Raw genomic sequence first — 26,175 nt, 5'->3', positions numbered from 1 at the left:
TCAGGGGAATTTTTCCCTGACCTCTTTTCATTTTAAACAACTTCTGTTTTTTGAACTGCTTTTTTCTCTTTTGCTTGTAATGAATCACTATACCTTTTGATGTGCTTATCAAATACAAAGTTACCAAAAGGAATAAAGGCTACTGCACCTGCAATAACACTGTAGAAAAATGCCCATTTTACGCGCAATTGCACGATAAGAATTGCAATTGCATATGTAATAAAGATTGCGCCATGCACACTACCTGTAATACGAACTGCGATTGGCAGGTCTGCAAAATATTTTAACGGCATCGCAATACCGAGTAAGACTAATAATGAAATACCATCCCAAATACCCATTGTACGTAAAAATTTAATCTCTTTTCTTTCCAAACATGAACACCTCCACTTTTCTTTTAGTATGTCGGGCGAATATGAATAGAATATGAACAGAAAAAGGTTAAAAATACCAATTTAGCGAAAAAACATTGTTTTAAAAGGAAATTAGGAAGCGTTTCCAGAAAAAAATTTAATAAATATAAAAAAAGATAAGAAATGTAGAATAAATAAAGCTTTTGAAGATTTTTTATGTGAGGAAAACTGACATATTAAAAAGAATATTCAGAAAAAACATTTGACTACATCATTTTTTTCTGTAAAATATGAAATATAAAACTTTCATGTAAGGAAAACTAACATGAATAAAATTTGGGAGGTTATGCAATGGATGTTTCTTTTTTAATGAACAGTTTGTGGACAATGTTAGGGGCAATTTTAGTCGTATTTATGATTGGTGGTTTTATCTTATTAGAAGCAGGGTCAACTCGTATGAAAAATGCGGGACATGTTGCGAGTAAGACAGTCTTTACATTTGGTCTCGCTTCACTCGTATTTTGGGCAGTAGGTTACGCTTTTATATTCGGTAGTAATGCAAACTTCTTCGTCGGTATGACCGACTTCTTCTTTTCAGGTGAGCAAATTAAAGATGCGAGCCTTTCTACAACCGTCTTCTTTTTATTCCAACTTGCTTTTGCAGGAATTTCTGTAACTGTTGCACTTGGTGGTTTTGCAGAAAGAGCAAAGTTCTCTGTATATGTCATCTTCACTATTCTATTTAGCGCACTCATCTATCCTGTCATCGCACATTGGATTTGGGGTGGTGGCTGGTTAGCAGAACGCGGTGAACAAGATTTCGCTGGTTCAACAGTCGTCCATTTAACTGGAGCGATGGCGGCACTTGCTGCAACAATGCTCTTAAAACCACGTATTGGTAAATTTAATAAAGATGGCTCAGCTAATCGTATTACGGGTCATAACCAAGTTTATACAGCACTTGCTGTTTTAATTTTATGGGTAGGTTGGTTTGGTTTTAATGCAGGTTCAACTGTATCAGTAGATGAAGCTTTCTTCGGATTTGTAGCTGTAAATACGAACTTAGCTGCCGCAGCAGGTGCTGTTGCTGCAACTTTAATTTCATGGGTAGTACTTGGCAAACCGGATATTCCGTCTATTTTAAACGGAGCATTAGCTGGGTTAGTCGCTATTACAGCTGCTTGTGCGTTCGTTGACGTATATGCATCTGTCATCATCGGTTTTATCGCTGGAATCGTTTGTTTCTATAGCGCTCGTTTCTTGGAAGCGCGACGTATTGATGATCCGATTTTTGCATTATCTGTGCATGGTGTACCAGGGATTTGGGGAACGCTATCAACTGGATTCTTTGCAACACCTGAATTAGCTGTAGTCGGTAAAGCAGGTTTATTCTATGGTGGTGGTTTCGAACAATTATGGGTTCAAACACTAGGTGTTGTGACATGTGGTGCTTTTGCATTCTTCGGGTCATATATCATCTTGTATATCATGAAAAAAATCATGGGAACTTTACGTGTGACACAAGAGGAAGAAATTATGGGACTTGATTTAAGTGAACATGGTAGTTTTGGTTATCCAGAACATATGAAGCGTCGTGAACAAGAAGTGTGGAGTGAAGTCGATGAGAAGCTACACAGAAATTAAAGAATGGTTAGAAGATGTTCAGCAAGATGAGCTCGGCATTCGTTCTTTAAATGGTCTATATGATCGGGCGATGATTCAAGTCATTCGAATTGCACTAAAAAAATACCCTGAGCCACCTTGTCACTTCGCATGGTTTGTCATCGGTAGTGGTGGACGCAGAGAATTAGTTCCAACAAGTGATCAAGACCACGGCATTATGTATAGAGACGATGGACATGAGCGCTATTTTCAACAATTAGGACAAGAGATTGCAGATGGTCTACACCAAATTGGCTTTTCTTACTGTGATGGCGGCGTTATGGCGAGTGAACGTGCATGGTGTCGTTCGCTAAATGAATGGCAAAAACAACTCATGGAATGGTATTGCAGTGATGACATAACAGCGACTCGTCATTTGCAAATGCTTTATGATTTACGCATTGTCTATGGGGATAAATCATATGAACAGATGGTGAAAAACTGGACGGAACCTCAAAGTCATGAACAACTTGAAAAATATATTTGTACGACGACGTGGGTGAAAAAAAGTATGACACCGTTAGGGAAATTGATTTTAGAAAAATCGAAATATTTCGATTTTAAAAATGCAGTATATGTACCTTACATCAATAGTAGAAGATTACAAAAGATGGCGGGCATGCAACAAGATTGTAAGCTATATGATGCCATTATGGAAATTCGAATGACAGAGCCTTCTTTCGTCGAAATTCAGCCATCCAATCGAAAAGCTATAAAAGAACTTGTGAAATCGGTTCGTAAATTACACAATGATGTGAGAGAAAAAATTGGAATCGGGTGTTCATAATGAATTTTTCAACCTTATTTCGTCAGCTCGTTGGGCGTGGACATACGGGACTAACGAATGAAGTCGCTTCGAAAGAGCAAATGGCTTATTTACGAAGACTAGAGAAAACGGTTCGATTAGCACGTGATTTTGACCAACCTTTTCATCAAAATGAATTTGTCATATTGGATATCGAGACAACAGGTTTTGAGGCATTAAGAGGAGATGAAATTTTATCGATTGGTGCCATTAAAGTAAGGGGAAATAAGGTAACAACGGAGCAGTTTTATGCGCTGACGAAAATTCAAGGGTGGATTTCAAAAGAGGTAGAAGAACTGACGGGAATCACAAATAAAGAGATTGCAAATGCATTTCCGTTAAGGGATGTATTGGAACAATTTATGCGATTTATCGGACACCGACCTTTGATTGCTCATCATGCCCAACATGAACGTGATTTTTTAGAAACGTATTATTTAAAATGTTTTCAAAAGAAATTCCAACATCGCATTATTGATACGCATATCGCACTGCAAGTATGTGGTGTAACGTCTTCTGTTATAACATTAGATGAAGCATGTACACATTATCAAGTGCCGATTAAAAATCGTCATCATGCTTTAGGAGATGCACAGTTAACAGCGCAGCTCTGGCTTACCTTAGTCGAACAATTACAGGAATATGATATCAATACATTAGAACAACTCTATAGTCAATATATTCAAAGGTAGGTTAAAATTTGTGTTTTTTGGTTATGGTGTATACGATAAAAGGGAACTATAACTAAAGGAGAGATGCGAGTATGTATCGTAAAGTAGATGATTTTATTCGAGATTGGAACTATTCAGCAGCAGGAACTTTAAAAGTGATTGAGGCATTAGAAGATGATAAACTTGATCAAGCAATTGTTGAAGGGCATAATACATTAGGTTGGTTAAGTAGTCATTTAGTAGATGCACCGAGTTTCTTCGGTGGGTTAGCAGGGCTAGATGTACCATCAATTCCAGAAGGTGAAAAACCAACAACGGTAAAAGAACTAGAAGAAGCTTATAAGAAAAAAGCAGCGAAAGTAGAAGAAGAAGCAACAAAACTATCTGATCACGATTTAGAGCGCAGAGTAGAAGCTTTCGGAAAAAATATGCCTGTTGGACAAGTACTTCGTAGTATGATTGACCACCAAACGCATCACCGTGGACAGATGACGGTGCTAATTCGTCAAGCTGAACTACCTGTTCCACCGATTATGGGACCAACAATTGAGCAAGCTTAATTAAAAAATAGAAGTTGCATCGATGTGATGTAGCTTCTTTTTTATTTTGCTATGTATTTAGAGGGCGCGGTAAAAAGGTATACATAAATGAAACAATTTAAACGAATCATTCGTATTACTTAAATGGAACCATTTGGATGGGTGAACCGTCCTCATATGCGGTCATATTGAATAAATCAAATGATGTATAATAGAAGCAATGATAAAGGAGGATTTACATGGATACAGAACAGAGAAGACAAGAGCGCAAAAAAATGAATAAGCGTACACGTCTACTATTAGGTGTTATTATTTTATCGTTAATCGAAATTATTTATTTCTACTTCATGGGAAAACCTTATAATTATGTGAATGGTTTAGATGATTTAATTGATTATATTATAGTAGGGAATATCGCTTTTTTTGTTGTGTATTTTGTGTTAATTGATGGAAATCAATTCCGGAAAAAATATATGTTATTCGCTGCAGCCTACGCGTTATTATTAGCAGCGCCATTCTTTTTCCATTCAAAAATGCCACAAACAAAAGTGGAAGAAGCACAGGCTCTCATTGTACGAACTGAAGGTGGTAAAGTGATCAAAGACCGAGATTATGCAAATGTGATTAAAACATATGAAGGAAAAGAAGTGTATTTAGTTGCTGTTGAAAAAGGTGATCGTGTATACCGTTATGCGTTTGACCCAGATAATCAACAATACTACTCTTTTTCTAAGTAAGGGGAGAATTAGATGACGGCACATCGCTTTATGTTGGAAGCGCAGTGGCCTGGTGGTAGAAATGAAGTGGGAACAATTTCTTCGGGTCAGCTCCAAACGAAAATTTCGATACCAAAAGAGATGGATGGACCTGGAGTGGGCACGAATCCAGATGAGATGTTGTTAGGTGCTGCAGCTACATGTTATTTGATCTCCTATGCAGCGATGTTGGAACGCGCGAAAATTATTCCTGTTGATTTAACGCTATCATCAGAAGGAATTGTCGATGTGACAAATGGTGTTTTCACATATGAAAAAATCACACACCATCCAACTATTTTGTTAGAAAAAAATACAGATGAGCGCACGCAGCGAATGGTACAACGATTAGCTGAAAAAGCCGAAAAAACGTGTATGATTTCAAAGGCGATTCGTGGAAATGTCGAATTAGCGCTAAATGTAACGATTCAAATTGCGAATGAATAGCGAAGAGCGTGTTCAAAGAAATCTTCTTTGAGCACTTTTTTTGTTATACTAGAAGAAAGAATAGAGGAGATATCACATGACACAACCACATATTATGCTTGTGGATGGTATGGCATTATTATTCCGCTCATACCATGCGACAGCACCAATGAATCAATTTTTTAGAAAAAAAGATGGTACACCAACGAATGGTGTTCAAGGATTTGCGAGACATGTATTAAGCGCGCAATCGATTATGAATCCGACCCACCTTGCAATTTGCTGGGATATGGGGTCGCAAACATTTCGTAATGACTTATTTGAAGACTATAAAGCACATCGTCCGGAACCACCTGAGGAGATGAAACCACAATTTGATTTGGCGCGCCAAATTTCAGATTTAATTGGTTGGAAAAGTTTTGGTCAAGTAGGAATGGAAGCAGACGATACGATTGGATCGCTCGTTGAAAAATGGAAATCTGATGCGAAGATTACAGTTATTAGCGGTGATAAAGATTTATTGCAACTATTAAACCCAAATACAACGATTGCTTTAACAAAAAAAGGTTACTCAGAATATAATCCTTACACAATTGAACGTTTTGAAGAAGAGTATGCGATTGCACCAGAACGTTTTGCAGATGTAAAAGCATTTATGGGTGATTCGGGTGATGGATATCCAGGTGTAAAAGGGATTGGACCAAAAACAGCTCTTCAACTCATTCAAAAATATGGAACAGTAGAAGGAGTTTTAGCTTCGATTGGCGAATTAACACCAGGACAACGTAAAAAAATTGAAGCAGATGAAGAAATGTTGAAACTATCACTACAATTAGCACGTATAAAAACAGATTTGATGATTGAGACAACAATTGATGAATTAGCTTTACCAACTTGGAATGAAGAAAAATTTGAGTGCTTAATGGCAGAAGAATATAGTTTGGTAGTAAGACATATAACATCATTAATGCGTTAGATAGGAGTGAGCAACATGAGAATTTCGGTCATGATTCTATGTGTATGTAGTGCAGCACTAGGTGTTTTCATGCTACTGACAAAGCAATTCCAATATTTACCGTTAGTTAATGTCTTTATGTGTATCGTGTTTCTTATGCTTGCATATCGAGAGTATAAAGAGCGAAAAGATTTGACGACGGTATGGATTTTGATCTTAGCGGCAGTTATTATTTTTGTTTTTACAGCAATAGGCGTATTTCTATAAAATAAAAAAACCGTTGACCACGGATTCTACAAAAAATAGAAGAGGTAGTCGAACGGTTTTTTTATGATTTAATTTGCATGCGGTCAATGACGAATTGATTAAATTCTTCTACATTGCCTTGTTCGATATCTGATAAAATATGACGTTCACCTTGGTTATAAAAAATTACTTCGTCGGGATGTAAGATGACTGCATCAATTTCATAATAATCAAATGTTAAAAATGCTGAATCATCGTGCGCATAAAAACAGATGCGTTCGTTTGTTGCAAATAAAGTCCCTTTTGTCTCCACGTGGACATAAGCGAAATTCCCAACTAATTGCACTTGAACACGTTCATTTTTATTTAAAAAAGCATGTAAGTGTGTAGAGATTGATGTTGTATTTTCCATATGAAGCACCTCGCTTATTTTTATATTATATATCCGTATACCTTTTATACCGTCTACGTAAACCTCATATGTTAAAAGAAAAGGGACATTTAAGCCCTTGTTTCTACAGATTCTTGTTCTTGAAACAGACGGTATGCTGATTCCTTCTTCAAAGCTGATTGTACAAATTGCATAAAATGATGTAAATTCGCCTCTTCGATATGTGAAATGGAATATCTTTTATTTTTGGTTAAAATAATAATTTCACGACCGCTTAACACTCGATTTCGCTGATAAATAGCTTCAATCTGTTCGTATGAAATACTGCGAATCTGATAACTTTCATTGTCGATCGTGTGCAAGTAAATACGTTCGGTTGTAGCAGCTACTAAAGTCGAACATTTAAACAAACGATTCATTTTCTCATCTGCATGAAGACTATTTAAAGAATATTCAATCTTTTCATGTGGTAATAAAATTTATAGAGCGCTTCCTGTGCATATATGTCCATAAAGGCGCACCTTCCTACATTTAATTTTAAAATTTATACCGCGAAGAAAGTAAAATAAAACACTACTTTGGATGAATTCCTATAAATGTGAGTGCATGTGCATTTGGTGCATAAGGAATTTCATGTGTTCGACTAGCTCGACTTGGTGTACCTAAATCTTCAACGATTAAATAAAGACCATCTCGTTTCCAATGAAATCCCGTCATAACCGTCCAATGATATTTAAAATAAGAAGGGCGATTTAATTTCCAAGTGAAATAGCAATCGAATTTAACAGCTACTGGCTGTTTTTGTTGAATCCAATACACCGCTTCAAAAAGCTGTAATGTTCGAACTGAATAGTTGCCTTGTACTGCCTTCGGTAAGAACCAATGAATAAAAATAGCAGGTAATCCAACTGGTGTACAATGTAGTGCTTCGTAAAGTTGGTTAATAGACAGAGCATCATCTTTATAAAAATGTAGAATCGAAGCAACTGCAGTAGGACCACAAGAAGAAGGACGATATGATTTTTTAACCATCGAATCATATTGTGAATAGACGGGACAATCAAAATTAATCTTCATTTTCAAAAATCCTCTGTATAAAAATGTAATTCTTTATAAAGATGCTCAAGAGCTAGGCGATATGTTGGGTAAGTCTCCAACTGCTCATTAAAACAAGATTTAACAAAATTGAAAAACACTTCAGATTGAAAACCTGTATAAACAACACGAATTCCTACAACAGTTAAAGTCATGTGTAGGTTACGTAAAGCATCCGATAATTCATCAATCGACATCATAATCGTATTTTTGTGCGAAATTCCTGTAAAGTCCATAATGACGGTTTTTACATGACGATGTTCCTGTAAGTAGTTGAATAACTTTACTTCAATTTGTGTAATGCGCTCTTGAAATAAATGACCACTTAAAGGCATGAGCAATGTATTGTTTAAGCTGGATTCAATTAATGGAACAGACATTTCTTTAATAATCGATTTGTACTGCGCTATTTCATGACGTAGTAAAGTAATTTGATCTTCCAAGTTCTGTGCCACTCATCATCACATCCTCTAACTGATTTTCTTAAGTATAGACGAAAAGTAGCAGTTGGGTAAATATAGTAATATGACAAATAAAAGTTTTTAAGTAGAAAAACGGATTGTTCAGAGAGAAAAAAACTAGCATGATGAAAATTCACGCTAGTTTGGAGTGATTAACTTCATCACTCATTAGATATTTGCATCTAAGTATTCAGTTACTTGTTCAGGCGATTTAGCATTTGCGCTGTGTAAGTGTGCTAGTTTTTCACCATTTTGGAAGATTAGTAAACTAGGAATACCCATTACATCGTACTTTTCAGCTAATTCAGGTAGTTCATCACGATTTAATTCATACCAGTCAAATTGTGTGTACTTTTCGATGATTGGATCGATGAACATGTTCATACGTGTACAATCTGGGCACCAGCCTGCGTAAAATTTAACAAGCACTTTTTTGTCAGTCGAAATAAGTTCGTTGAATTGTTCAACAGTTGTAATTGGTTTCATTATGAAATCCCTCCTATGTATTATTATTCTACAATTTTTTAGAGAAAACGCATAGTATGTTGTACCGAGTACGGAATAAAGAACAGAAAATGTGTATAATAAAGAAAAAATATACTTTTATTAGAAAAATCGTATTTTTTCGTTGCAATCATTTTTAGATTGGCATAGAATGGGTTTATAAGCCAATGGCTATTTTTTTAATCAAAAAATGAATGGTTATTCATTCAATGTGGAAGGGGCGAGTTGTTCATGGTAAGACGTATTCAAAAAGCGGCTGTTCTTGGTTCGGGCGTCATGGGTTCAGGAATTGCAGCACACTTAGCGAATTGTGGGATTGATACCTACTTATTCGATATTGTACCACCGACATTAACAGAAGAAGATCAGGCGAAGGGGTTCACTGTTGAACATCCAGCGTTTCGAAATAAATTTGCTAATACGGCAATTCAGAAGTTACAAAAGCAAAAACCTGCACCACTTACAACAAAGAGAAGTCTACAAAGAATTACAACTGGGAATTTAGAAGATGATGCTCATCGCTTAGGTGAAGTTGATTGGATTATCGAAGTTGTAACTGAAAATTTAGAGATTAAAAAAGCACTCTATACAAAAATCGATGCTGTTCGAAAAGAAGGAACGATTGTTAGTTCAAATACATCGGGGATTAGTATTGATGCCATGGCAGATGGACGTTCAGATGATTTCAAAAAGCATTTCTTAGGAACACATTTCTTCAATCCACCTCGCTACCTAAAATTACTTGAAGTCGTACCATCATCTTATACAGATGAGTCGATTGTTCAATTTATGAAAACATTCGGAGAAGATGTATTAGGAAAAGGTGTTGTTATTGCAAAAGATACACCGAACTTTATCGCAAATCGTATTGGCACATATGGGTTGTTAAAAACATTACAAGTTATGCTAGAAGACGGTTATTCAGTTGGTGAAGTGGATTCCGTAACAGGACCACTAATTGGACGACCAAAATCAGCGACACTTCGCACATTAGATGTTGTAGGTCTGGATACATTTATCCATGTAGCGAATACGGTGTATCACAAAACAGACGGTGAGGAACAGCGTGTATTTGAAGTACCAGCACATATGCAGAAGATGGTTGATGCAGGTCACTTAGGGGCGAAATCAGGTAAAGGGTACTTTGTGAAACAAGGGAAAGAGATTTTAGAGTTGAATATTGAGACATTTGAATATGTACCAACAACTAAATTGCAAGCTCCTTCAATTGAACAAAGTAAACAACTAAAAGGCTTATCGAATCGTTTAAAACATTTAATTTATGCAGAAGATCGTGCGGGCGAATTATTATGGAAGATTATTAGTCCAACACTTGTATATGCAGCTGAAAAGCATGGCGAAATTGCAGATGATATTGTAGCGATTGATGAAGCGATGCGCTGGGGGTTCGGTTGGTCGCAAGGACCATTTGAGATGTGGGATGCAATCGGTGTTGAACGCGCAGTTCAAAGATTGGAAGAACAAGGACAAAAAATTCCGACTTTCGTTCAACAACTATTAGCAGAAGGACATCAAACTTTCTATAAAGAGATTGATCACGTACTACACTACTATAATGGTGAAACGTATGTAGCTGTTCCAAAGAATGAAAAAGAAATCAATTTAAAAACATATAAAAAACAGCATGGTGTATTAAAGTCGAATGCTGGTGCAAGCGTAATCGATTTTGGGGATGGTGTATTACTACTAGAATTCCACTCGAAATCAAATGCACTCGGATTAGATATTATGCAAATGCTAACATATGCACTTGATGTATTAGATACATCAGACGATTACAAAGGACTTGTGATTGGGAATCAAGGTAAAAATTTCTCAGTTGGTGCGAATCTTGCCATGATTTTAATGGAAGCAGAAGATGATGCGTTATTCGAATTAGATTATATCGTACGCCAATTCCAACAAGGCACACTTCGTATGAAATATAGTAAAAAGCCTGTCGTTGCAGCACCATTCGGCATGACGCTCGGCGGTGGAACAGAGGTATGTTTACCAGCAGCTCATATTCAGGCGACAACAGAAACGTATATGGGGCTTGTGGAAGCAGGTGTTGGCTTATTACCAGGCGGTGGTGGTAATAAAGAATTATATATGAAACACTTAAAAGGTTTACCGAAAGATGTAGCAGTTGACTATGTACAAGTAGCAGCATCGGTATTCGAAAAAATTGCAACAGCGAAAACATCTACTTCAGGTGAAGAAGCACGTGACTTAGGTTTCTTAAGTCAAACAGATGCAGTTAGTGTGAATCCAGATCATCAATTGTATGATGCTAAACAAGCAGTACTCGGTATAGTTCAAGCAGGTTATCAAGCGCCAGTGCGAGAAAAAGTGCCTGTATCAGGTGCACCAGGGTATGCTGCCTTATTACTAGGAGCAGATGCCATGTTGAAATCAGGTTATATCTCGCCATATGATTTAGAAATTGCGAAAAAAATTGCACATGTATTAGCAGGCGGACTCGTACCATATGGTTCTCTTGTAGATGAAGAATATTTATTAGACTTAGAGCGCGAAGCCTTTTTATCACTTGTTGCACAGCCAAAAACACAGGCGCGTATGCAACATATGTTAATCAAAGGTAAGCCACTAAGAAACTAAGAGGGGGGATCTGAATTATGCGTGAAGCAGTCATCGTAGCAGGTGCTAGAACACCAATTGGAAAAGCAAAAAAAGGCTCGTTAAAGCAAGTAAGACCAGATGATTTAGGTGGACTTGTTGTGAAGGAAGCTCTAAAACGAGCAAATTATACAGGTGAAGTGGAAGATTTAATTATCGGTTGTGCCATGCCAGAAGCAGAACAAGGGCTAAATGTAGCACGTAATATCGGTGCGTTGGCAGGATTGCCTGATACAACTTCAGCTATTACAGTGAACCGCTTCTGTTCATCAGGTTTACAAGCGATTGCATATGCAGCTGAAAAAATTATGCTCGGACATGCAAAAGCCATTGTAGCTGGTGGAATTGAGTCGATGAGTATGGTGCCAATGATGGGGAATGTTATTCGACCAAATGCGAAATTAGCAGAGGAAGCGCCTGAGTATTATATCGGAATGGGGCATACAGCAGAAGCTGTTGCAAGTAAGTACGGTGTGACGCGAGAAGAACAAGACGCGTTCGCTGTACGTTCACACGAAAGAGCGGCACAGGCAATTGCTGAAGGCAAATTTAATGATGAAATCGTACCAGTAGAAGTAACGGAACGTTTTGTAGATGAGCAAAATAAACTACAAGAAAAGACATTCACTTTCAAAATGGATGAAGGCGTTCGACAAGGAACGAGTGTTGAAACGTTACAAAAATTGCGTCCAGCCTTTCATGTGAAAGGGAGTGTTACAGCAGGTAATGCTTCACAAACATCAGATGGTGCAGCAGCTGTACTTGTGATGGACCGCGAGGAAGCAGAAGCGCAAGGGTTACAACCAATGGCGAAGTTTTTAGGGTTTGCTGTCGGCGGTGTACCACCTGAAATTATGGGGATTGGTCCTATTGTTGCGGTACCAAAAGCTTTAAAAATTGCAGGCTTAACGATTGAAGATATTGATTTATGGGAGATAAATGAGGCGTTTGCTTCACAGTCGATTCAAGTAGTAAAAGAGCTAGGAATTGATCTTGAAAAAGTGAATGTTAATGGTGGTGCAATTGCGCTTGGACATCCACTTGGCGCAACAGGAGCGATTTTAACATTAAAACTATTACATGAACTAAAAAGACAAGGAAAAAAATATGGTGTTGTGACAATGTGTATCGGTGGCGGTATGGGTGCAGCAGGCGTATTTGAAATGATCTAACAAACATATGAGGAGGAATTGATTATGACAGAAAACACACAAAAGCACGTAGTAAAAGGCGGTAGTTTTTTAACAGAGGACGCGGAGTTCCAACATATCTTTACACCAGAAGATTTTACAGATGAACAGTTAATGATTGCGAAAACAACGGAAGATTATTTGCATAATGAAGTGTTACCAGTCGTACCAAATCTAGAAAATCATGAGTTTGAACATTCAGTAAAACTACTGAAAAAAGCAGGCGATTTAGGTCTACTTGCTGCCGATGTACCAGAAGAATATGGTGGTCTTGGACTGGATAAAGTATCTTCAGCATTAATCGCTGAAAAGATTTCCCCGGCTGGTGGCTTCTCGATTACGCATGGTGCGCATGTCGGAATTGGTTCATTACCAATCGTATTATTCGGTAATGAAGAACAAAAGTCGAAATATTTACCGAAGTTAGCATCAGGCGAATTATTAGCAGCCTATGCGTTAACAGAGCCAGGTTCAGGATCAGATGCACTAGGTGCGAAAACAGTAGCTCGCTTAAATGAAGCAGGTACACATTACGTACTAAATGGTGAAAAACAATGGATTACAAACTCAGCATTTGCAGATGTTTTCATTGTTTATGCAAAAGTCGATGGTGATAAATTCTCAGCATTTATTGTAGAACGTGAATATGCCGGCGTTTCAACAGGAGCAGAGGAGAAGAAGATGGGGATTAAATCATCTTCAACACGTACATTGATTTTAGAAGATGTTGCAGTTCCAGTTGAAAACTTACTAGGTGAAGTTGGACGTGGTCATGTTATTGCATTCAACATTCTAAATATTGGACGTTATAAACTTGGAGTAGGTACAGTGGGTGCTTCAAAACGCGCATTAGAGTTAGCAATTAAATATACGAATGAGCGTAAACAATTTGGTACAGCTATTTCTTCATTTAACCTAACAAAAGAAAAATTAGCGACAATGGCAGCACAAATTTATGCGTCTGAATCATTAATCTATCGTACAGTAGGCTACTTTGAAGATCGTATGAGCCAATTAACAGAAGCAGAAATAAAAGACGGTAAAGAAGTAGCAGCTGCGATTGCAGAGTATGCGATTGAATGTTCAATCAATAAAGTGTTTGGTTCAGAAACACTTGATTATGTGGTAGATGAAGCAGTTCAGTTACATGGTGGATATGGTTACATGCAAGAATACGAAGTAGAACGTATTTACCGCGATTCACGTATTAACCGTATTTTCGAAGGTACAAATGAAATAAATCGTCTGATTGTACCGGGAACATTTATGAAGAAAGCGATGAAAGGTGAATTACCACTTCTACAACAAGCACAAGCATTACAAGCTGAGCTACTTTCAATGATGCCAGAAGAAATCGGCACAGAAACATTAGCCCAGGAAAAATATCTTGTGAAGATGGCGAAGAAAATCGCTCTTCTTGCAGCAGGTACAGCGGCAATGAAATATGGTCCAAAACTTGAAAATGAGCAAGAAGTATTAGTGAATATCGCAAATATCGCAAATCAATTATTTGCAATGGAGTCAGTAGTATTACGTACCGAAAAAGCCATTGCACGTGATGGTGAAGCAAAAGCAAATCAAAAAGTATTATATACAGAAATTTTTGTACAAGAAGCATTTGCTGAAATCGAAAAAGAAGCAAAAGAAACATTGCTAACAGCGACTGAAGGAGACGAGTTACGTATGTTATTATCGGCACTACGTAAATTGGGACGTCACACACCATACAATATTGTCGCGAAAAAACGCGAAGCTACAGGCAAATTAATTGAAAATGAAAAGTATATTGTTTAATATTCTTACGTAAATAGTAACCTTAGAGTATGATATTGTACTCTAAGGTTTTTTGATTAACTTTTCAGTAATAATTATCAATTTTTTCTTATTTTCATACCTTATACTGCTTCAAAAATCATTATTAATGACATTTTAGACATATGTTTTTAAATGGATTATGATAAAAGAACTAAAAAATCTATGTTTTTGTTGTGTGGAAAAGTATAATGTGAGTACTATAATTAATGGGGGTCTCATCTTAATGGGAGAGTTACAAGAACGTGAACGAGGGACGATGAATGATTTATTGATGAAAGCATTAGAATCAAATTTAGCTGTGATTCGCTTTGATACGAATCGCAATGTTACATATGCAAGTAAGCCATTTGCAGAAGCTATGGGGTATTCGGTAGAGGAATTAATCGGTAAAAAACATGCTGAGTTATGTTTAACAGAGTTTACAAATAGTTTTGAGTATGAAAAATTTTGGCGTAATTTGCTATCTGGGAAAAGCTTTCGAGATAAAGTAGAAAGAAAAAATGCGAACGGAAAAAGTGTCTGGTTAGAAGCAACATATATGCCAATTCGTGATGAACGTTTTAAATTAATTGGCATTATGAAAATTGCATTTGATATTACAGAGAGAAATAATCAAATGATTGATTTAGCGACTGCCTTAAAAAACATGTCAGATGATATGAATGTTTTATCTGGTGCAGGTAAAGATCATGTAGCTAATTTGAATGAAAATTTTCATACAGTTGTTGAAATTTCAAATCAAAATCAGCAATCTGTTCATCAATTAATTGAAAAGACAGATGCCATTCAAGAGATAGTAAAAGTGATTCAGCATATTGCGAAACAAACAAATTTACTCGCATTAAATGCTGGGATTGAAGCAGCACGTGCTGGGGAATATGGGCTTGGATTTAATGTTGTGGCGACGGAAGTGCGAAAATTGTCGCAAAGTGTCGATAGATCGATTGTGGATATTCGTACGATGATTGAAGATGTAACCAAACAAATCGAAGTGATTGAAAAGGCCGGAGATACCATTTCAAAGATAGTAGATTTGAATCAAGCATTTATTGGCGAAGTAGTGAACGATTATGACTCTATTCAAAATCGTGCAGAATTGTTAAACAAACAAACAGAAACATTTGATGAATTTATTAAAAAATAAGTAATTAACTAGAAGGAGAATCGCATAGTATTATGTGGTTCTTTTTTTGTTGTTTTGAAGATTAAAATAGAAAAAAAGAGTTGTACGTAGTGGAAAAATCATTCAGAATGTTCACAATTAGCTGTCTTGCAGTAAAAAGCGTTTTAATCAATTGTGTTTTTTTCTATATTATATATGTAGAAACTCAATGATAAACATAGCTTGTCCTTTACAATTGGTAATTGTACATCTAGTATGGAATTTCTAGATGAATCTGTGATGAAATAGGTTGCACCTTTTCTAATAGATTTATACAATAAGGATATTCAATAAGAATGGAGTGAATGATCGTGACAATCACCGTGTATCATTATCCAAAATGTACAACTTGTAAAAAAGCAATTGCTTGGTTAAAAGAAGAAGACATTGCATTTGATACAAAAGACCTTGTGACAGAAACACCAACAGCTGAAGAAATAAAAGAGATGCAAGAAAAAAGTGGTTTACCGCTTAAAAAATTCTTCAATACATCGGGTATGAAATATCGTGAGTTAGGATTAAAAGATCGTTTGGCAGAAATGTCAGAATCCGAACAATTAGAGTTATTAGCAAGCGATGGCATGTTGATTAAACGCCCAATTACGTACGATGGAGAGCGTGTCACAGTCGGCTTCAATGAAAATAAATTTATTGAAAATTGGAAAAAATAACTAGAATGACTTGTATTTGCAGAAAAAATATGTAACACTATAGATGAAATTAACATTACATATTTCATGGAGGGGTAAAAAAATGAGCATTCCAACTAATTTACGTTATTCAAAAGAGCATGAGTGGGTTTTACAAGAAGACGGTACAGTACGTATCGGTATTACAGAATTTGCACAATCTGAACTAGGTGACATCGTATTCGTTGAACTACCATCTGTAGGCGATGAATTAACAATCGACCAACCATTCGGTAGCGTTGAGTCTGTAAAAACAGTTTCTGAACTATATGCACCACTTTCAGGTGAAGTAGTAGAAGTAAACGAAGAGTTAGAAGATAGCCCAGAGCTAGTAAACGAATCACCTTACGAAAAAGCTTGGATGGTGGTTGTAAAACCTTCTGACGCTGCACAACTAGAAGCTTTATTAACTGCTGAACAATATGAAGAAGTAATCGCAGGTTAATAGCACCCCTTTCATGTAGGTGCGCGTTTTCATGCTGATTTGATTAGAAGACACTGATTTCAGTTGTCTTCTTTTTTTATTTGTTGTAAAGTATGTAAAGTTTTTTCTATGCGCTTTTTTTATAAGCACTATTCCTACAAAAATATATCGAAAATATGGTATAAATAAAGTAAGAAAGAACAGAAAAAAGAATAAGGAATCAGATGGGGTGGTGTGTATGAAGATTATTGAGAAAGTACTCATTGTAGAGGGTAGACAAGATTGTTTACAGTTAAAGCCTATTTTGAATGAACCTGTTGAGATTGTCTGTACAAACGGAACCGTAAGCTCTCATCGTTTAGATGAACTATTACAGCCGTATGAGAGTTGTGATTTTTATGCATTTTTCGATGCAGATGATATGGGCGAGAAACTTCGTAAGCTTGTACAACAAGAATATCCCAATACACATCATCTTTATACATTACCGCGTTACGGTGGTGTTGAACGCACGCCGCGTTATCATTTAGCAAAAGTGTTACAAGGAGCTAAATTTAAGATTAAGTCAGGTTACTTATTAGATAAAGGATGACAATAATGCAAGAATGGACACGTGAAGAATGGGAAGAGCAAGTGAAGTCCCAAGAAAAAACAGCTTTTTACCTCTATACACCGATGTGTGGAACTTGCCAAGTTGCATCAAGAATGATGGATGTGACCGAGCAAGCAATTGGACATGTTCCGATGGGGAAAGCCAACTTAAATTATATGGAGCAATTAGCGTATGACTTTGAAATTGAAAGTGTACCTTGTCTTCTTATTACGCAAAATGGCGAGTTAGTAGAGAAAATTTATGCCTTTCAGTCAGTGCCACATTTATTTGAAAAAATTTTAAAGAAGTATTGACCTTTCAATTTAGAAGTGATAAAGTATCTACAATAACTAAATGAACTTAATTCGTTACTCTTATAAAGAGAGGTGGAGGGAAGTGCCCTATGAAGCCCGGCAACCATCACATTATGTGAAAAGGTGCCAATTCACGCAAGGACTATGTAGTCTTTGAGAGATGAGAGAACGGTTTAGCATATTTTATGATGTTTAAACCCTTCTGTTGTCTGACAGAAGGGATTTTTTTTATGAATAAAGTTCGAAAAAGGTGGGAAACAATTTGATTCAACTCAGCAATGTGACAAAACAATATAAAACTTCAAATGGTCCCCTCACAGCTGTCGATCAAGTAAACTTAACTATCCAAGATGGTGAAATCTTCGGTATTATCGGTTACAGTGGTGCTGGTAAGAGTACGATGATTCGTTTATTTAATGGCTTAGAGAAACCAACAAGTGGTTCTGTAATTGTAAATGGTGAAGATATTTCAAAAATTAAAGGTGCTAAACTCCGTGCAGCACGTCATAAAATTAGTATGGTATTCCAACATTTCAATTTATTATGGTCAAGAACGGTAGAAGAGAATATCGCTTTTCCTTTAGAAATTGCAGGTATTGATCAAGCTGCTAAAAAGAAAAAAGTAGCAGAATTGATCGAACTTGTTGGATTAAGAGGAAGAGAAAAAGCTTATCCATCACAATTATCAGGTGGTCAAAAACAACGTGTAGGTATTGCGCGTGCACTTGCAAATGACCCAGAAGTATTACTCTGTGATGAAGCAACATCAGCATTAGACCCTGAAACTACGGATTCAATTTTAGACTTATTACGCAGTGTAAATGAAAAACTCGGTATCACGATTATTTTAATTACACATGAGATGCACGTGATTCGTAAAATCTGTCATCGTGTAGCCGTAATGGAGCAAGGAAAAGTCGTAGAAGAAGGCGATGTTCTTCAAGTATTTGACGCACCACAGGCACCTGTTACAAAACGATTCGTTCAACAAGTAACGAATACAGTAGGGCAACAAGAGTCGATTGAACAAATTAAAGAACAATACCAAAATGGCAAATTAATTAAATTATTCTTTGTCGGCTCAAAAACAGAGCAACCGATTATGACACACCTTATTCGTCAGTTTAATGTCGATGTAAATATTGTACATGGCAATATATCTCCGACAAAAAGTGGTCCATACGGTACGTTAATCGTACAACTTGCTGGAACAGATGAAGAAGTTGAAAAGGCAGTAGCATATTTAACTGCTGAAGGAATTAAGTCGGAGGTGATGTCACATGAATAACGAAGCGACAGGGTTATTCCCAAATGTTGATTGGGAAGGAATGTGGCAAGCCACGCTAGAAACGCTTTATATGACAGGTGTTTCAACCATCATTACATTTATTTTAGGTCTAGTGCTAGGGATTATTTTATTCTTAACAGCACCGCACCAATTATGGGAGAATAAGGTTGTGAACTTTTTAACAGGAGCAATCGTGAATATTTTCCGTTCTATTCCGTTCGTTATTTTAGTGATCTTATTAATTCCATTTACAATCTTCTTAATGGGAACAATGCGTGGTGCAAACGCAGCATTACCGGCACTGATTATCGGGGCTGCACCATTCTATGCACGCATGGTATTGATTGCATTAAAAGAGATTGATCGTGGTGTGATTGAAGCAGCTCGTTCGATGGGTGCAACAACAGGAACAATTATTTGGAAAGTATTGATTCCAGAATCTTTACCAGCGTTAATTTCAGGTATTACAGTGACGGCAGTTGCTTTAGTAGGTTATACAGCGATGGCAGGTATCATTGGTGCGGGTGGTCTAGGTTACCTAGCTTTCCAAGATGGTTTCCAACGTAGTCAAAACGACGTAACATTCGTCGCAACAGTATTAGTATTAGTTGTTGTATTCATCATTCAATTCATTGGAGATTTGATTACAGCAAAAATTGATAAACGATAGAGCAAAGAAAAGGGGAAATGAATCATGAAAACATCAAAAAAATTAGTAGCAGGTCTTTTAACAGCAGCGTTAGCACTTAGTTTAGCAGCATGTGGTTCTTCAGAAAAATCAGGAGACGGCGATGAAAAAGTAATTAAAATCGGTGCTTCAAACGTACCACACGCTAAAATTCTTGAACAAGCAGAACCAATTCTTGAAAAAGAAGGCATCAAATTAGAAATCGAACCGTACCAAGATTACATCTTACCGAATAAAGATTTAGATTCAAAAGATTTAGATGCGAACTTCTTCCAACACATTCCGTATTTAGAAGATCAAATCAAATCAAATGGTTATGATTTTGAAAGTGCTGGTGGCGTACACATCGAGCCAATCGGTATCTACTCTCAAAAGTATAAAAAATTAGAAGACCTTCCTAAAGGCGCGACAATTCTAGTATCAAACTCTGTAGCAGATCAAGGTCGTATTTTAACATTACTTGAAGCAAAAGGCTTAATCACGTTAAAAGACGGCGTTAAAAAATCAACAGCACAATTAAAAGATATTGATAAAAACCCTAAAAACTTAAAAATCGATACAAAAACAGCTCCAGAACTATTAGTACAAATGTACAAAAATAACGAAGGTGATGCTGTGATTATCAACTCAAACTATGCAATTGATGCAGGTTTAATTCCTACAAAAGATGCAATTGCAATTGAAGATTCAAACTCACCATATGTAAATGTAGTAGCAGTTCGTAAAGGTGACAAAGATAAAGAAGAAATCAAAGAATTAATGAAAGTTTTACACTCAAAAGAAATCCAAGACTACATCAAAAAAGAGTGGAAAGGTTCAGTTGTTCCTGTGAACCAATAATGAACTAAAGGGTATTGTCAGTTTAGGCGATGCTCTTTATTTTTTTACATGAAAAAGCTCGGAGTAGCATGTGTAATGACACAGCTTTCCGAGCTTTTATTTTACATTCGCTTAATATCCCGTTTTCTAAGTTGTATATAGATGATGTGAGATTCGGGTATTTATACAATTAGATGAATTGTGTAAGACGTGAGAAGAAGGTACTCACAAATTCTAAAAATATTTTTTCAGATGGTGCTAATTCACGGTTATGTGGGAATACAACACCTACATTGCGTGTGAAGCTTGGTTCGGATAGTGGTAAACGAACCGTACGTCTTGGTGTCGAATCATAAAAGGCACTCTCAGGAAGTAACGTAACACCCATTCCAGCTGCTACAAGCCCTTTTAGAGCATCCATATCTTCACCTTCAGAACTCACGATTGGTGTGTATCCAACCGATTTACAAGCATCCACTACGACTTTATTTAAAATGAAGCCATCTGGGAATAATACAAAAGGCTCGTTACGTAAATCTGCTAGTTGAATTTCTTTTTTTGTTGCAAGTGGGTGTGTAGCAGGTAAAAGTGCAGATATTTTTTCTGTAAACAGAATTTTTGTATCAATGATTTCATCTTTTTTAGGGACAGGTCCTAAAAAAACAAGATTCAATTCACGATTTTTCACCGCATTGATGAGATAGCGATATGAACCTTGACGCAAGTGGAAAGATACATTCGGATGCTCTTTTTTAAATGCCGAAATGACGGTTGGTAATAAGAAGCTTGCAAGACTTGTTGGGAAGCCGATTTTAATTGTTCCTTGTTCAGGATCTAAGTATTCTTCGACTTGTTTGGCAGCGAAGTCGATGGCTTCAAGCGCAATGAGAGCATGTTCTAAAAAAACTTTACCGATTGGTGTAAGTTTAACATTTCGTCCAATACGTTCGAATAATTCTGTACCAAGTTCTGTTTCTAAATTGGAAATTTGTCGACTGACTGCTGACTGTGCGACATGTAAAGATTCAGCAGCCTCTGATATATGTTCTCTTTCCGCAACAGCTACAAAGTAGCGTAGTTGTCTTAATTCCATAGTTATACATCCCCTATTCATCTAAAAAAACGATTGATTCTATATAAATTATATATTGTTTATATGAATTTGTGAATTTAAAATATAGAATACAAGGGAGGAATCGATATGTCATTTCATTTATTACCAAAAGAGCAAGGTTTATATTCACCAAGAGACGAGCATGATGCATGCGGTATCGGTCTATATGTTAATTTAAAAGGAAAAAAAACACATGAAATCGTTGAAAAAGGATTGGAAATGCTATGTCGTCTAGATCACCGTGCTGGGAGAGGAAGCGACGGGAAAACAGGTGATGGTTCAGGACTGATGGTACAAATCCCACATGATTTCTTTCGCCAAGAAATAACTGCCTTTCAATTACCGGTAGAAGGTATGTATGGTGTAGGCATGCTATTCTTTTCGCAAGACGATGCAAAAGGTCAACAAGTAGTTGAAGAACAAATGAAAAAATATGCAGAAGCAGAAGGACAAACTGTTCTAGGATTCCGAACAGTACCAGTTGATGCATCGACATTGAGCGATACAGCGAAAAAGACAGCACCCATTGTTCGACAATTATTTATTCAAGCCAATCCACAAACAGTTGATCTCGCTTTTGAGCGTAAACTATATCTTATTCGTAAACAGACGGAACAATTTGCAAAAGCAAAAAACATCTCATTTTATTGTGCGAGTCTATCAAGTAAAACAATGGTTTTTAAGGGTCTATTAGCACCTGAAGAAGTAGCTATTTTTTATAAAGACTTGCAACAACCTCACTTTACTTCGGCCTTTTCAATGGTCCATTCACGCTATAGTACGAATACATTTCCTTCATGGGAACGAGCGCATCCAAATCGCTACTTGATTCATAATGGTGAAATCAATACATTACAAGGGAATGTTAACTGGATGAAAGCGCGTGAACAACAATTTATTTCAGATGCATTCGGTGACGATTTACAAAAAGTCTTACCGATTATTGATGAGAGTGGTAGTGACTCATCCATGTTAGATAATGCATTTGAGTTCTTCGTTTTAGCAGGACGTACACCAGCACAAACAGCGATGATGATGATTCCAGAGCCTTGGACAGAAAATCCACATATTTCAAAAGAGAAAAAAGCTTTTTACAACTATCATAGTACATTAATGGAACCGTGGGATGGTCCAACAGCTATTTGTTTTACAGACGGAAAGCAAATTGGGGCGATTTTAGACCGAAATGGTTTACGACCAGCGCGTTATTATGTAACGAAAGATGACTATATGATCTTTTCTTCTGAAGTAGGTGTAGTGGATGTAAAAGAAGAAGATGTTCTGTATAAAGAGCGTTTAAGTCCTGGAAAGATGTTATTAATTGATTTAGAAGAAGGTCGCGTAATTGCGGATGATGAGCTGAAATATCAAATGGCGACAGAAAAACCATATGAAAAGTGGTTGGATGAGTCTCTTGTTAAATTGACAGCTCTAGGAGATGAAGTGCAAATAAATGAAATAAGATTACGTCAAAAAATTCATGGCTACACATATGAAAATACGAAAAAATATCTGTTACCTGTTCTACAAGAAGGAAAGGATCCGATTGGTTCGATGGGGAATGATGCACCACTCGCTGTTTTATCGGAAAAACCACAGTCGCTATTCCATTACTTCAAACAATTATTTGCGCAGGTGACGAATCCACCAATTGACTCAATTCGAGAACATATTGTGACGAGTACGATGACATTGCTTGGTAAAGAAGGTGACTTATTACATCCAACGGAAAATAATAGTCGTCGCATTCAATTAGACTCACCGATTTTAACACCAGGAGAATGGCTAGCATTACAAAAGCAAAATCAATTCCGCATTGCGACAATCTCTCTTGAAATGACAGAAGATTTAGAAAAAATATTGAAAAATTTAGCAAAACAAGTAGATGAAGCAATTCAAGATGGTGCTGAAATTATCGTATTATCAGATGACCTACAGACTATCACACCGACAGTACCTATTTTATTAGCAGCAAGTAGCGTACATCATCATTTAATTCGAACAGGTAGACGTACGCGTGTCAGCATAGTTGTACAGTCGTTAGAAGTGCGAGAAGTTCATCATTTTGCAACGCTTATCGGTTACGGTGTAGATGCAATCTATCCGAGTTTGGCTTATGCAACAGTAGAGGAACTAGTGCATACAGAAAAATTGTCACAAACATTATCAGAAGCTTTCGCGTGTTACCGAAAAGCGATGACAGATGGAATTGTTAAAGTAATGGCGAAAATGGGGATTTCAACGGTACAAAGTTATCGCGGTGCCCAGATTTTTGAAGCAGTAGGGATTCATACGGATGTGATTGCTCAACATTTCACAGGTACAAAATCACAGTTGAGTGGCATTGATTTAGCAACGATTCAATTAGAAGCTGAGAAACGATTCCATGAAGCAGTTGAAGCTAATTCTTTATTATTAGAATCAGGCAGCGAATATCAATGGCGTTCAGGTGGAGAACATCACGCATTTAATCCGAAAACGATTCATACATTACAGTGGGCTGTTCGTAAAAATGATGCTGGACTGTATTATCAATATGCAGAGATGGCAAATGAAGAACAAATCGGATTTTTACGCCATTTATTCACATTCAAAGAAGACTTACAATCAATTCCGTTAGAAGAAGTAGAATCAGCACAATCGATTGTCAAACGATTTAAAACAGGTGCTATGTCTTATGGTTCAATTTCTGAAGAAGCACATGAAGCATTGGCGATTGCGATGAATCAAATTGGAGGCCGCAGCAACTCAGGTGAGGGAGGAGAATCTCCAGAACGCTTTGAAGTCGACGAAAAAGGACAATTGAGAAGAAGTGCGATTAAGCAAATTGCTTCAGGACGTTTTGGTGTTAGTTCACATTATTTAGTCAATGCAGATGAATTACAAATTAAAATGGCGCAAGGTGCAAAACCCGGTGAAGGTGGTCAGTTACCAGGGAATAAAGTATATCCGTGGGTTGCGAAAGTACGTGGTGCAACACCTGGTGTTGGATTAATCTCACCTCCACCACATCATGATATTTATTCAATTGAAGATATGGCTGAATTGATTCATGACTTAAAGAACGCGAACAGAGAAGCAAGTATTAGTGTGAAGCTAGTAGCGAAAACAGGTGTTGGGACGATTGCAGCAGGTGTAGCAAAAGGTGCAGCAGATAAAATTGTCATTAGTGGATATGATGGAGGAACAGGTGCTTCACCTAAGACAAGTATTCAACATACGGGCTTACCGTGGGAGCTTGGTTTAGCAGAAGCACATCAAACATTGATGCTGAATCATTTACGTGAGCGTGTCACATTGGAAACAGACGGTAAACTTATGACAGGGAAAGACGTAATTCTAGCAGCATTACTTGGTGCAGAAGAATTTGGCTTTGCGACCGCGCCTCTGATTGCACTTGGATGTGTCATGATGCGTGCATGCCATCTAGATACATGTCCTGTAGGGGTAGCTACACAAAATCCAGCGCTTCGTGAAAAGTTCATGGGAAAACCAGAACATGTAGTCAACTTTATGTACTTTATTGCAGAAGATGTTCGCTTGTGGATGTCGAAATTAGGTTTCCGTACATTTGACGAGATGGTTGGACGTACAGATATACTCGAACAAGGAAAGAAAGGGCAAGAGCATTGGAAAGCACGCCACTTAGATTTATCGAAACTGCTTGTGCAAGTAGAAGGACCGCGTACGAAACAAGTAGAACAAAATCATCGTTTAGATCAATCACTTGATATGCGTTCATTATTTAGACAAGTTGATTACGCAATTCAAACGAAAACAGCAATTCAAGTCACTTCACCAATTCGAAACGTAGACCGTGTAGTGGGGACAATAGTTGGTAGCGAAATCTCAAAAAGATACGGTGCAAACGGATTACCAGACCAACTGATTCAACTGCATTTTAAAGGAAGTGCAGGTCAAAGTTTCGGTGCTTTCATGCCAAAAGGAATGTTGATGACTGTAGAAGGTGATGCAAATGATTACTTTGCAAAAGGGCTATCAGGTGGTACAGCAGCTGTCATCTCACCATTGAAAGGGCAGGCTGAGGAAAATGTCGTTGCAGGGAATGTCTGTCTTTATGGTGCAACAGGTGGTCAAGCGCTAATTAATGGTCGAGCAGGTGAACGTTTTGCAGTTCGAAATAGTGGCGCTGATATCGTGGTAGAAGGAATAGGCGATCATGGCTGTGAATATATGACAGGTGGTCATGTAGTCATTTTAGGTGATGTCGGTAAAAACTTTGCTGCAGGTATGTCTGGTGGTGTGGTCTATATTTGCCCTACAAATCGTGAGGTATTCGAAAAAGCGTGTAATAAAGAGATGATTCGTATCGCAGATGTATTGACGAAACAAGATGAAACGAACTTACATCATTTAATTGAACAGCACTATTTGATTACAGAAAGTACAAAAGCACAAGATATTTTAAATCATTTTGAAGAAAAGAAAAAAGCATTTATTAAAGTAATTCCAGAGCAATATGAAATGATGCTACAGGAGATTCAAACATTTGAAGATGAAGGGTTAAATAAAGAAGAAGCAGCGATGCAAGCATTCATGTCTGCGACAAAATAGGA

General features: G+C 37.1%; 27 protein-coding genes and 1 riboswitch. Of the genes, 20 read left to right on the top strand and 7 right to left on the bottom strand.

What is annotated here, in order from left to right; genetic code table 11:
* Nucleotides 1–32 precede the first annotated feature (32 nt).
* Nucleotides 33–374 carry a DUF3817 domain-containing protein gene (locus KGI01_RS03125; protein ID WP_255314714.1) on the bottom strand — a complete coding sequence of 114 codons (342 nt, stop codon included), beginning with the start codon at nt 372–374 and terminating at the stop codon, nt 33–35.
* Between the two features lie 330 nt (nt 375–704).
* On the opposite strand from KGI01_RS03125, the gene KGI01_RS03120 reads away from it, so the two are divergent.
* From KGI01_RS03120 to KGI01_RS03085, 8 genes are all read left to right on the top strand, one after another.
* Complete coding sequence (locus KGI01_RS03120) at nt 705–1,997, top strand: ammonium transporter (protein ID WP_087680017.1); 1,293 nt, start codon at nt 705–707, stop codon at nt 1,995–1,997.
* The gene (locus KGI01_RS03115) at nt 1,975–2,802 is read left to right on the top strand and encodes a DUF294 nucleotidyltransferase-like domain-containing protein (RefSeq protein WP_141273184.1); all 828 of its coding nucleotides are present in this window, start codon (nt 1,975–1,977) and stop codon (nt 2,800–2,802) included. The genes KGI01_RS03120 and KGI01_RS03115 overlap by 23 nt, the downstream gene beginning before the upstream one ends.
* Nucleotides 2,802–3,512 carry an exonuclease domain-containing protein gene (locus tag KGI01_RS03110; RefSeq protein ID WP_141273182.1) on the top strand — a complete coding sequence of 237 codons (711 nt, stop codon included), beginning with the start codon at nt 2,802–2,804 and terminating at the stop codon, nt 3,510–3,512. The genes KGI01_RS03115 and KGI01_RS03110 overlap by 1 nt, the downstream gene beginning before the upstream one ends.
* A gap of 71 nt (nt 3,513–3,583) precedes the next feature.
* The gene (locus KGI01_RS03105; protein WP_141273180.1) at nt 3,584–4,051 is read left to right on the top strand and encodes a DinB family protein; all 468 of its coding nucleotides are present in this window, start codon (nt 3,584–3,586) and stop codon (nt 4,049–4,051) included.
* Between the two features lie 218 nt (nt 4,052–4,269).
* Nucleotides 4,270–4,767, top strand: a complete 498-nt coding sequence (locus KGI01_RS03100) for a hypothetical protein (protein ID WP_255314712.1) — start codon at nt 4,270–4,272, stop codon at nt 4,765–4,767.
* Nucleotides 4,768–4,779: 12 nt separating this feature from the next.
* A complete protein-coding gene (locus tag KGI01_RS03095; protein ID WP_141273178.1) occupies nt 4,780–5,232 on the top strand; it encodes an OsmC family protein in 453 nt (150 codons plus the stop codon).
* Nucleotides 5,233–5,308: 76 nt separating this feature from the next.
* Nucleotides 5,309–6,187 (top strand): 5'-3' exonuclease, encoded by an 879-nt coding sequence (locus KGI01_RS03090; RefSeq protein WP_141273176.1) that lies wholly within the window; start codon nt 5,309–5,311, stop codon nt 6,185–6,187.
* 15 nt (nt 6,188–6,202) lie between these two features.
* On the top strand, nt 6,203–6,433 hold the full coding sequence (locus KGI01_RS03085; RefSeq protein ID WP_068451378.1) for a hypothetical protein: 231 nt from the start codon (nt 6,203–6,205) through the stop codon (nt 6,431–6,433).
* Nucleotides 6,434–6,494: 61 nt separating this feature from the next.
* Here KGI01_RS03085 and KGI01_RS03080 read toward each other — a convergent pair whose 3' ends face one another.
* The 5 genes from KGI01_RS03080 to KGI01_RS03060 form a co-directional block, all read right to left on the bottom strand.
* Entirely contained in the window at nt 6,495–6,824 is a 330-nt protein-coding gene (locus tag KGI01_RS03080) for a PH domain-containing protein (protein ID WP_141273174.1), read from the bottom strand.
* An 89-nt stretch (nt 6,825–6,913) separates the two neighbouring features.
* Nucleotides 6,914–7,261 carry a PH domain-containing protein gene (locus KGI01_RS03075; RefSeq protein WP_255314720.1) on the bottom strand — a complete coding sequence of 116 codons (348 nt, stop codon included), beginning with the start codon at nt 7,259–7,261 and terminating at the stop codon, nt 6,914–6,916.
* Between the two features lie 115 nt (nt 7,262–7,376).
* The gene (locus KGI01_RS03070) at nt 7,377–7,880 is read right to left on the bottom strand and encodes a C39 family peptidase (RefSeq protein ID WP_141273170.1); all 504 of its coding nucleotides are present in this window, start codon (nt 7,878–7,880) and stop codon (nt 7,377–7,379) included.
* 2 nt (nt 7,881–7,882) lie between these two features.
* Complete coding sequence (locus KGI01_RS03065; protein WP_141273168.1) at nt 7,883–8,353, bottom strand: STAS domain-containing protein; 471 nt, start codon at nt 8,351–8,353, stop codon at nt 7,883–7,885.
* Nucleotides 8,354–8,527: 174 nt separating this feature from the next.
* A complete protein-coding gene (locus KGI01_RS03060) occupies nt 8,528–8,845 on the bottom strand; it encodes a thioredoxin family protein (RefSeq protein WP_068451393.1) in 318 nt (105 codons plus the stop codon).
* Nucleotides 8,846–9,094: 249 nt separating this feature from the next.
* On the opposite strand from KGI01_RS03060, the gene KGI01_RS03055 reads away from it, so the two are divergent.
* The 11 genes from KGI01_RS03055 (at nt 9,095) to KGI01_RS03005 (ending at nt 20,505) form a co-directional block, all read left to right on the top strand.
* The gene (locus KGI01_RS03055; protein ID WP_141273166.1) at nt 9,095–11,485 is read left to right on the top strand and encodes a 3-hydroxyacyl-CoA dehydrogenase/enoyl-CoA hydratase family protein; all 2,391 of its coding nucleotides are present in this window, start codon (nt 9,095–9,097) and stop codon (nt 11,483–11,485) included.
* A 17-nt stretch (nt 11,486–11,502) separates the two neighbouring features.
* The gene (locus KGI01_RS03050) at nt 11,503–12,675 is read left to right on the top strand and encodes an acetyl-CoA C-acetyltransferase (protein ID WP_141273164.1); all 1,173 of its coding nucleotides are present in this window, start codon (nt 11,503–11,505) and stop codon (nt 12,673–12,675) included.
* Nucleotides 12,676–12,699: 24 nt separating this feature from the next.
* Nucleotides 12,700–14,487 (top strand): acyl-CoA dehydrogenase FadE, encoded by a 1,788-nt coding sequence (locus KGI01_RS03045; RefSeq protein WP_141273162.1) that lies wholly within the window; start codon nt 12,700–12,702, stop codon nt 14,485–14,487.
* A 244-nt stretch (nt 14,488–14,731) separates the two neighbouring features.
* Nucleotides 14,732–15,652, top strand: a complete 921-nt coding sequence (locus tag KGI01_RS14150) for a methyl-accepting chemotaxis protein (protein ID WP_304364144.1) — start codon at nt 14,732–14,734, stop codon at nt 15,650–15,652.
* A 329-nt stretch (nt 15,653–15,981) separates the two neighbouring features.
* Nucleotides 15,982–16,341, top strand: coding sequence for an arsenate reductase family protein (locus KGI01_RS03035; RefSeq protein WP_174795788.1), 360 nt, complete (start codon nt 15,982–15,984; stop codon nt 16,339–16,341).
* An 82-nt stretch (nt 16,342–16,423) separates the two neighbouring features.
* On the top strand, nt 16,424–16,804 hold the full coding sequence (gene gcvH / locus KGI01_RS03030) for a glycine cleavage system protein GcvH (RefSeq protein ID WP_141273158.1): 381 nt from the start codon (nt 16,424–16,426) through the stop codon (nt 16,802–16,804).
* Nucleotides 16,805–17,021: 217 nt separating this feature from the next.
* The gene (locus KGI01_RS03025; protein ID WP_174795787.1) at nt 17,022–17,375 is read left to right on the top strand and encodes a toprim domain-containing protein; all 354 of its coding nucleotides are present in this window, start codon (nt 17,022–17,024) and stop codon (nt 17,373–17,375) included.
* Between the two features lie 5 nt (nt 17,376–17,380).
* Nucleotides 17,381–17,689 (top strand): thioredoxin family protein, encoded by a 309-nt coding sequence (locus KGI01_RS03020; protein ID WP_141273156.1) that lies wholly within the window; start codon nt 17,381–17,383, stop codon nt 17,687–17,689.
* Between the two features lie 57 nt (nt 17,690–17,746).
* A riboswitch (SAM riboswitch) is annotated at nt 17,747–17,856 on the top strand.
* Between the two features lie 95 nt (nt 17,857–17,951).
* A complete protein-coding gene (locus KGI01_RS03015; protein ID WP_141273154.1) occupies nt 17,952–18,977 on the top strand; it encodes a methionine ABC transporter ATP-binding protein in 1,026 nt (341 codons plus the stop codon).
* Nucleotides 18,970–19,647 (top strand): methionine ABC transporter permease, encoded by a 678-nt coding sequence (locus KGI01_RS03010; RefSeq protein ID WP_141273152.1) that lies wholly within the window; start codon nt 18,970–18,972, stop codon nt 19,645–19,647. Before KGI01_RS03015 ends, KGI01_RS03010 begins: the two co-directional genes overlap by 8 nt.
* Before the next feature lie 24 nt (nt 19,648–19,671).
* Nucleotides 19,672–20,505, top strand: a complete 834-nt coding sequence (locus KGI01_RS03005) for a MetQ/NlpA family ABC transporter substrate-binding protein (protein WP_141273150.1) — start codon at nt 19,672–19,674, stop codon at nt 20,503–20,505.
* Nucleotides 20,506–20,674: 169 nt separating this feature from the next.
* On the opposite strand, the gene KGI01_RS03000 is transcribed toward KGI01_RS03005, so the two are convergent.
* Nucleotides 20,675–21,577 (bottom strand): glutamate biosynthesis transcriptional regulator GltC, encoded by a 903-nt coding sequence (locus KGI01_RS03000; protein WP_141273148.1) that lies wholly within the window; start codon nt 21,575–21,577, stop codon nt 20,675–20,677.
* Nucleotides 21,578–21,685: 108 nt separating this feature from the next.
* Between KGI01_RS03000 and gltB the strand changes: the two genes are divergently transcribed.
* Entirely contained in the window at nt 21,686–26,173 is a 4,488-nt protein-coding gene (gltB, locus tag KGI01_RS02995; RefSeq protein ID WP_141273146.1) for a glutamate synthase large subunit, read from the top strand.
* Nucleotides 26,174–26,175 lie beyond the last annotated feature (2 nt).

The organism is Kurthia gibsonii (genome assembly GCF_006539985.1).
In the GTDB taxonomy this organism is placed as follows: Bacteria; Bacillota; Bacilli; order Bacillales_A; family Planococcaceae; genus Kurthia; species Kurthia gibsonii.
Note: the sequence above shows the minus strand (reverse complement) of the source record. Positions and strands in the feature narration are given on the sequence as shown.

What these genes read in the sequence shown, in the direction of transcription:
- KGI01_RS03120 (WP_087680017.1), top strand. Translation starts at nt 705, where the DNA reads ATGGATGTTTCTTTTTTAATGAACAGTTTGTGGACAATGTTAGGGGCA.
- KGI01_RS03115 (WP_141273184.1), top strand. Translation starts at nt 1,975, where the DNA reads ATGAGAAGCTACACAGAAATTAAAGAATGGTTAGAAGATGTTCAGCAA.
- KGI01_RS03110 (WP_141273182.1), top strand. Translation starts at nt 2,802, where the DNA reads ATGAATTTTTCAACCTTATTTCGTCAGCTCGTTGGGCGTGGACATACG.
- KGI01_RS03105 (WP_141273180.1), top strand. Translation starts at nt 3,584, where the DNA reads ATGTATCGTAAAGTAGATGATTTTATTCGAGATTGGAACTATTCAGCA.
- KGI01_RS03100 (WP_255314712.1), top strand. Translation starts at nt 4,270, where the DNA reads ATGGATACAGAACAGAGAAGACAAGAGCGCAAAAAAATGAATAAGCGT.
- KGI01_RS03095 (WP_141273178.1), top strand. Translation starts at nt 4,780, where the DNA reads ATGACGGCACATCGCTTTATGTTGGAAGCGCAGTGGCCTGGTGGTAGA.
- KGI01_RS03090 (WP_141273176.1), top strand. Translation starts at nt 5,309, where the DNA reads ATGACACAACCACATATTATGCTTGTGGATGGTATGGCATTATTATTC.
- KGI01_RS03085 (WP_068451378.1), top strand. Translation starts at nt 6,203, where the DNA reads ATGAGAATTTCGGTCATGATTCTATGTGTATGTAGTGCAGCACTAGGT.
- KGI01_RS03080 (WP_141273174.1), bottom strand. Translation starts at nt 6,824, where the DNA reads ATGGAAAATACAACATCAATCTCTACACACTTACATGCTTTTTTAAAT.
- KGI01_RS03070 (WP_141273170.1), bottom strand. Translation starts at nt 7,880, where the DNA reads ATGAAGATTAATTTTGATTGTCCCGTCTATTCACAATATGATTCGATG.
- KGI01_RS03060 (WP_068451393.1), bottom strand. Translation starts at nt 8,845, where the DNA reads ATGAAACCAATTACAACTGTTGAACAATTCAACGAACTTATTTCGACT.
- KGI01_RS03055 (WP_141273166.1), top strand. Translation starts at nt 9,095, where the DNA reads ATGGTAAGACGTATTCAAAAAGCGGCTGTTCTTGGTTCGGGCGTCATG.
- KGI01_RS03050 (WP_141273164.1), top strand. Translation starts at nt 11,503, where the DNA reads ATGCGTGAAGCAGTCATCGTAGCAGGTGCTAGAACACCAATTGGAAAA.
- KGI01_RS03045 (WP_141273162.1), top strand. Translation starts at nt 12,700, where the DNA reads ATGACAGAAAACACACAAAAGCACGTAGTAAAAGGCGGTAGTTTTTTA.
- KGI01_RS14150 (WP_304364144.1), top strand. Translation starts at nt 14,732, where the DNA reads ATGGGAGAGTTACAAGAACGTGAACGAGGGACGATGAATGATTTATTG.
- gcvH (WP_141273158.1), top strand. Translation starts at nt 16,424, where the DNA reads ATGAGCATTCCAACTAATTTACGTTATTCAAAAGAGCATGAGTGGGTT.
- KGI01_RS03025 (WP_174795787.1), top strand. Translation starts at nt 17,022, where the DNA reads ATGAAGATTATTGAGAAAGTACTCATTGTAGAGGGTAGACAAGATTGT.
- KGI01_RS03020 (WP_141273156.1), top strand. Translation starts at nt 17,381, where the DNA reads ATGCAAGAATGGACACGTGAAGAATGGGAAGAGCAAGTGAAGTCCCAA.
- KGI01_RS03010 (WP_141273152.1), top strand. Translation starts at nt 18,970, where the DNA reads ATGAATAACGAAGCGACAGGGTTATTCCCAAATGTTGATTGGGAAGGA.
- KGI01_RS03005 (WP_141273150.1), top strand. Translation starts at nt 19,672, where the DNA reads ATGAAAACATCAAAAAAATTAGTAGCAGGTCTTTTAACAGCAGCGTTA.
- KGI01_RS03000 (WP_141273148.1), bottom strand. Translation starts at nt 21,577, where the DNA reads ATGGAATTAAGACAACTACGCTACTTTGTAGCTGTTGCGGAAAGAGAA.
- gltB (WP_141273146.1), top strand. Translation starts at nt 21,686, where the DNA reads ATGTCATTTCATTTATTACCAAAAGAGCAAGGTTTATATTCACCAAGA.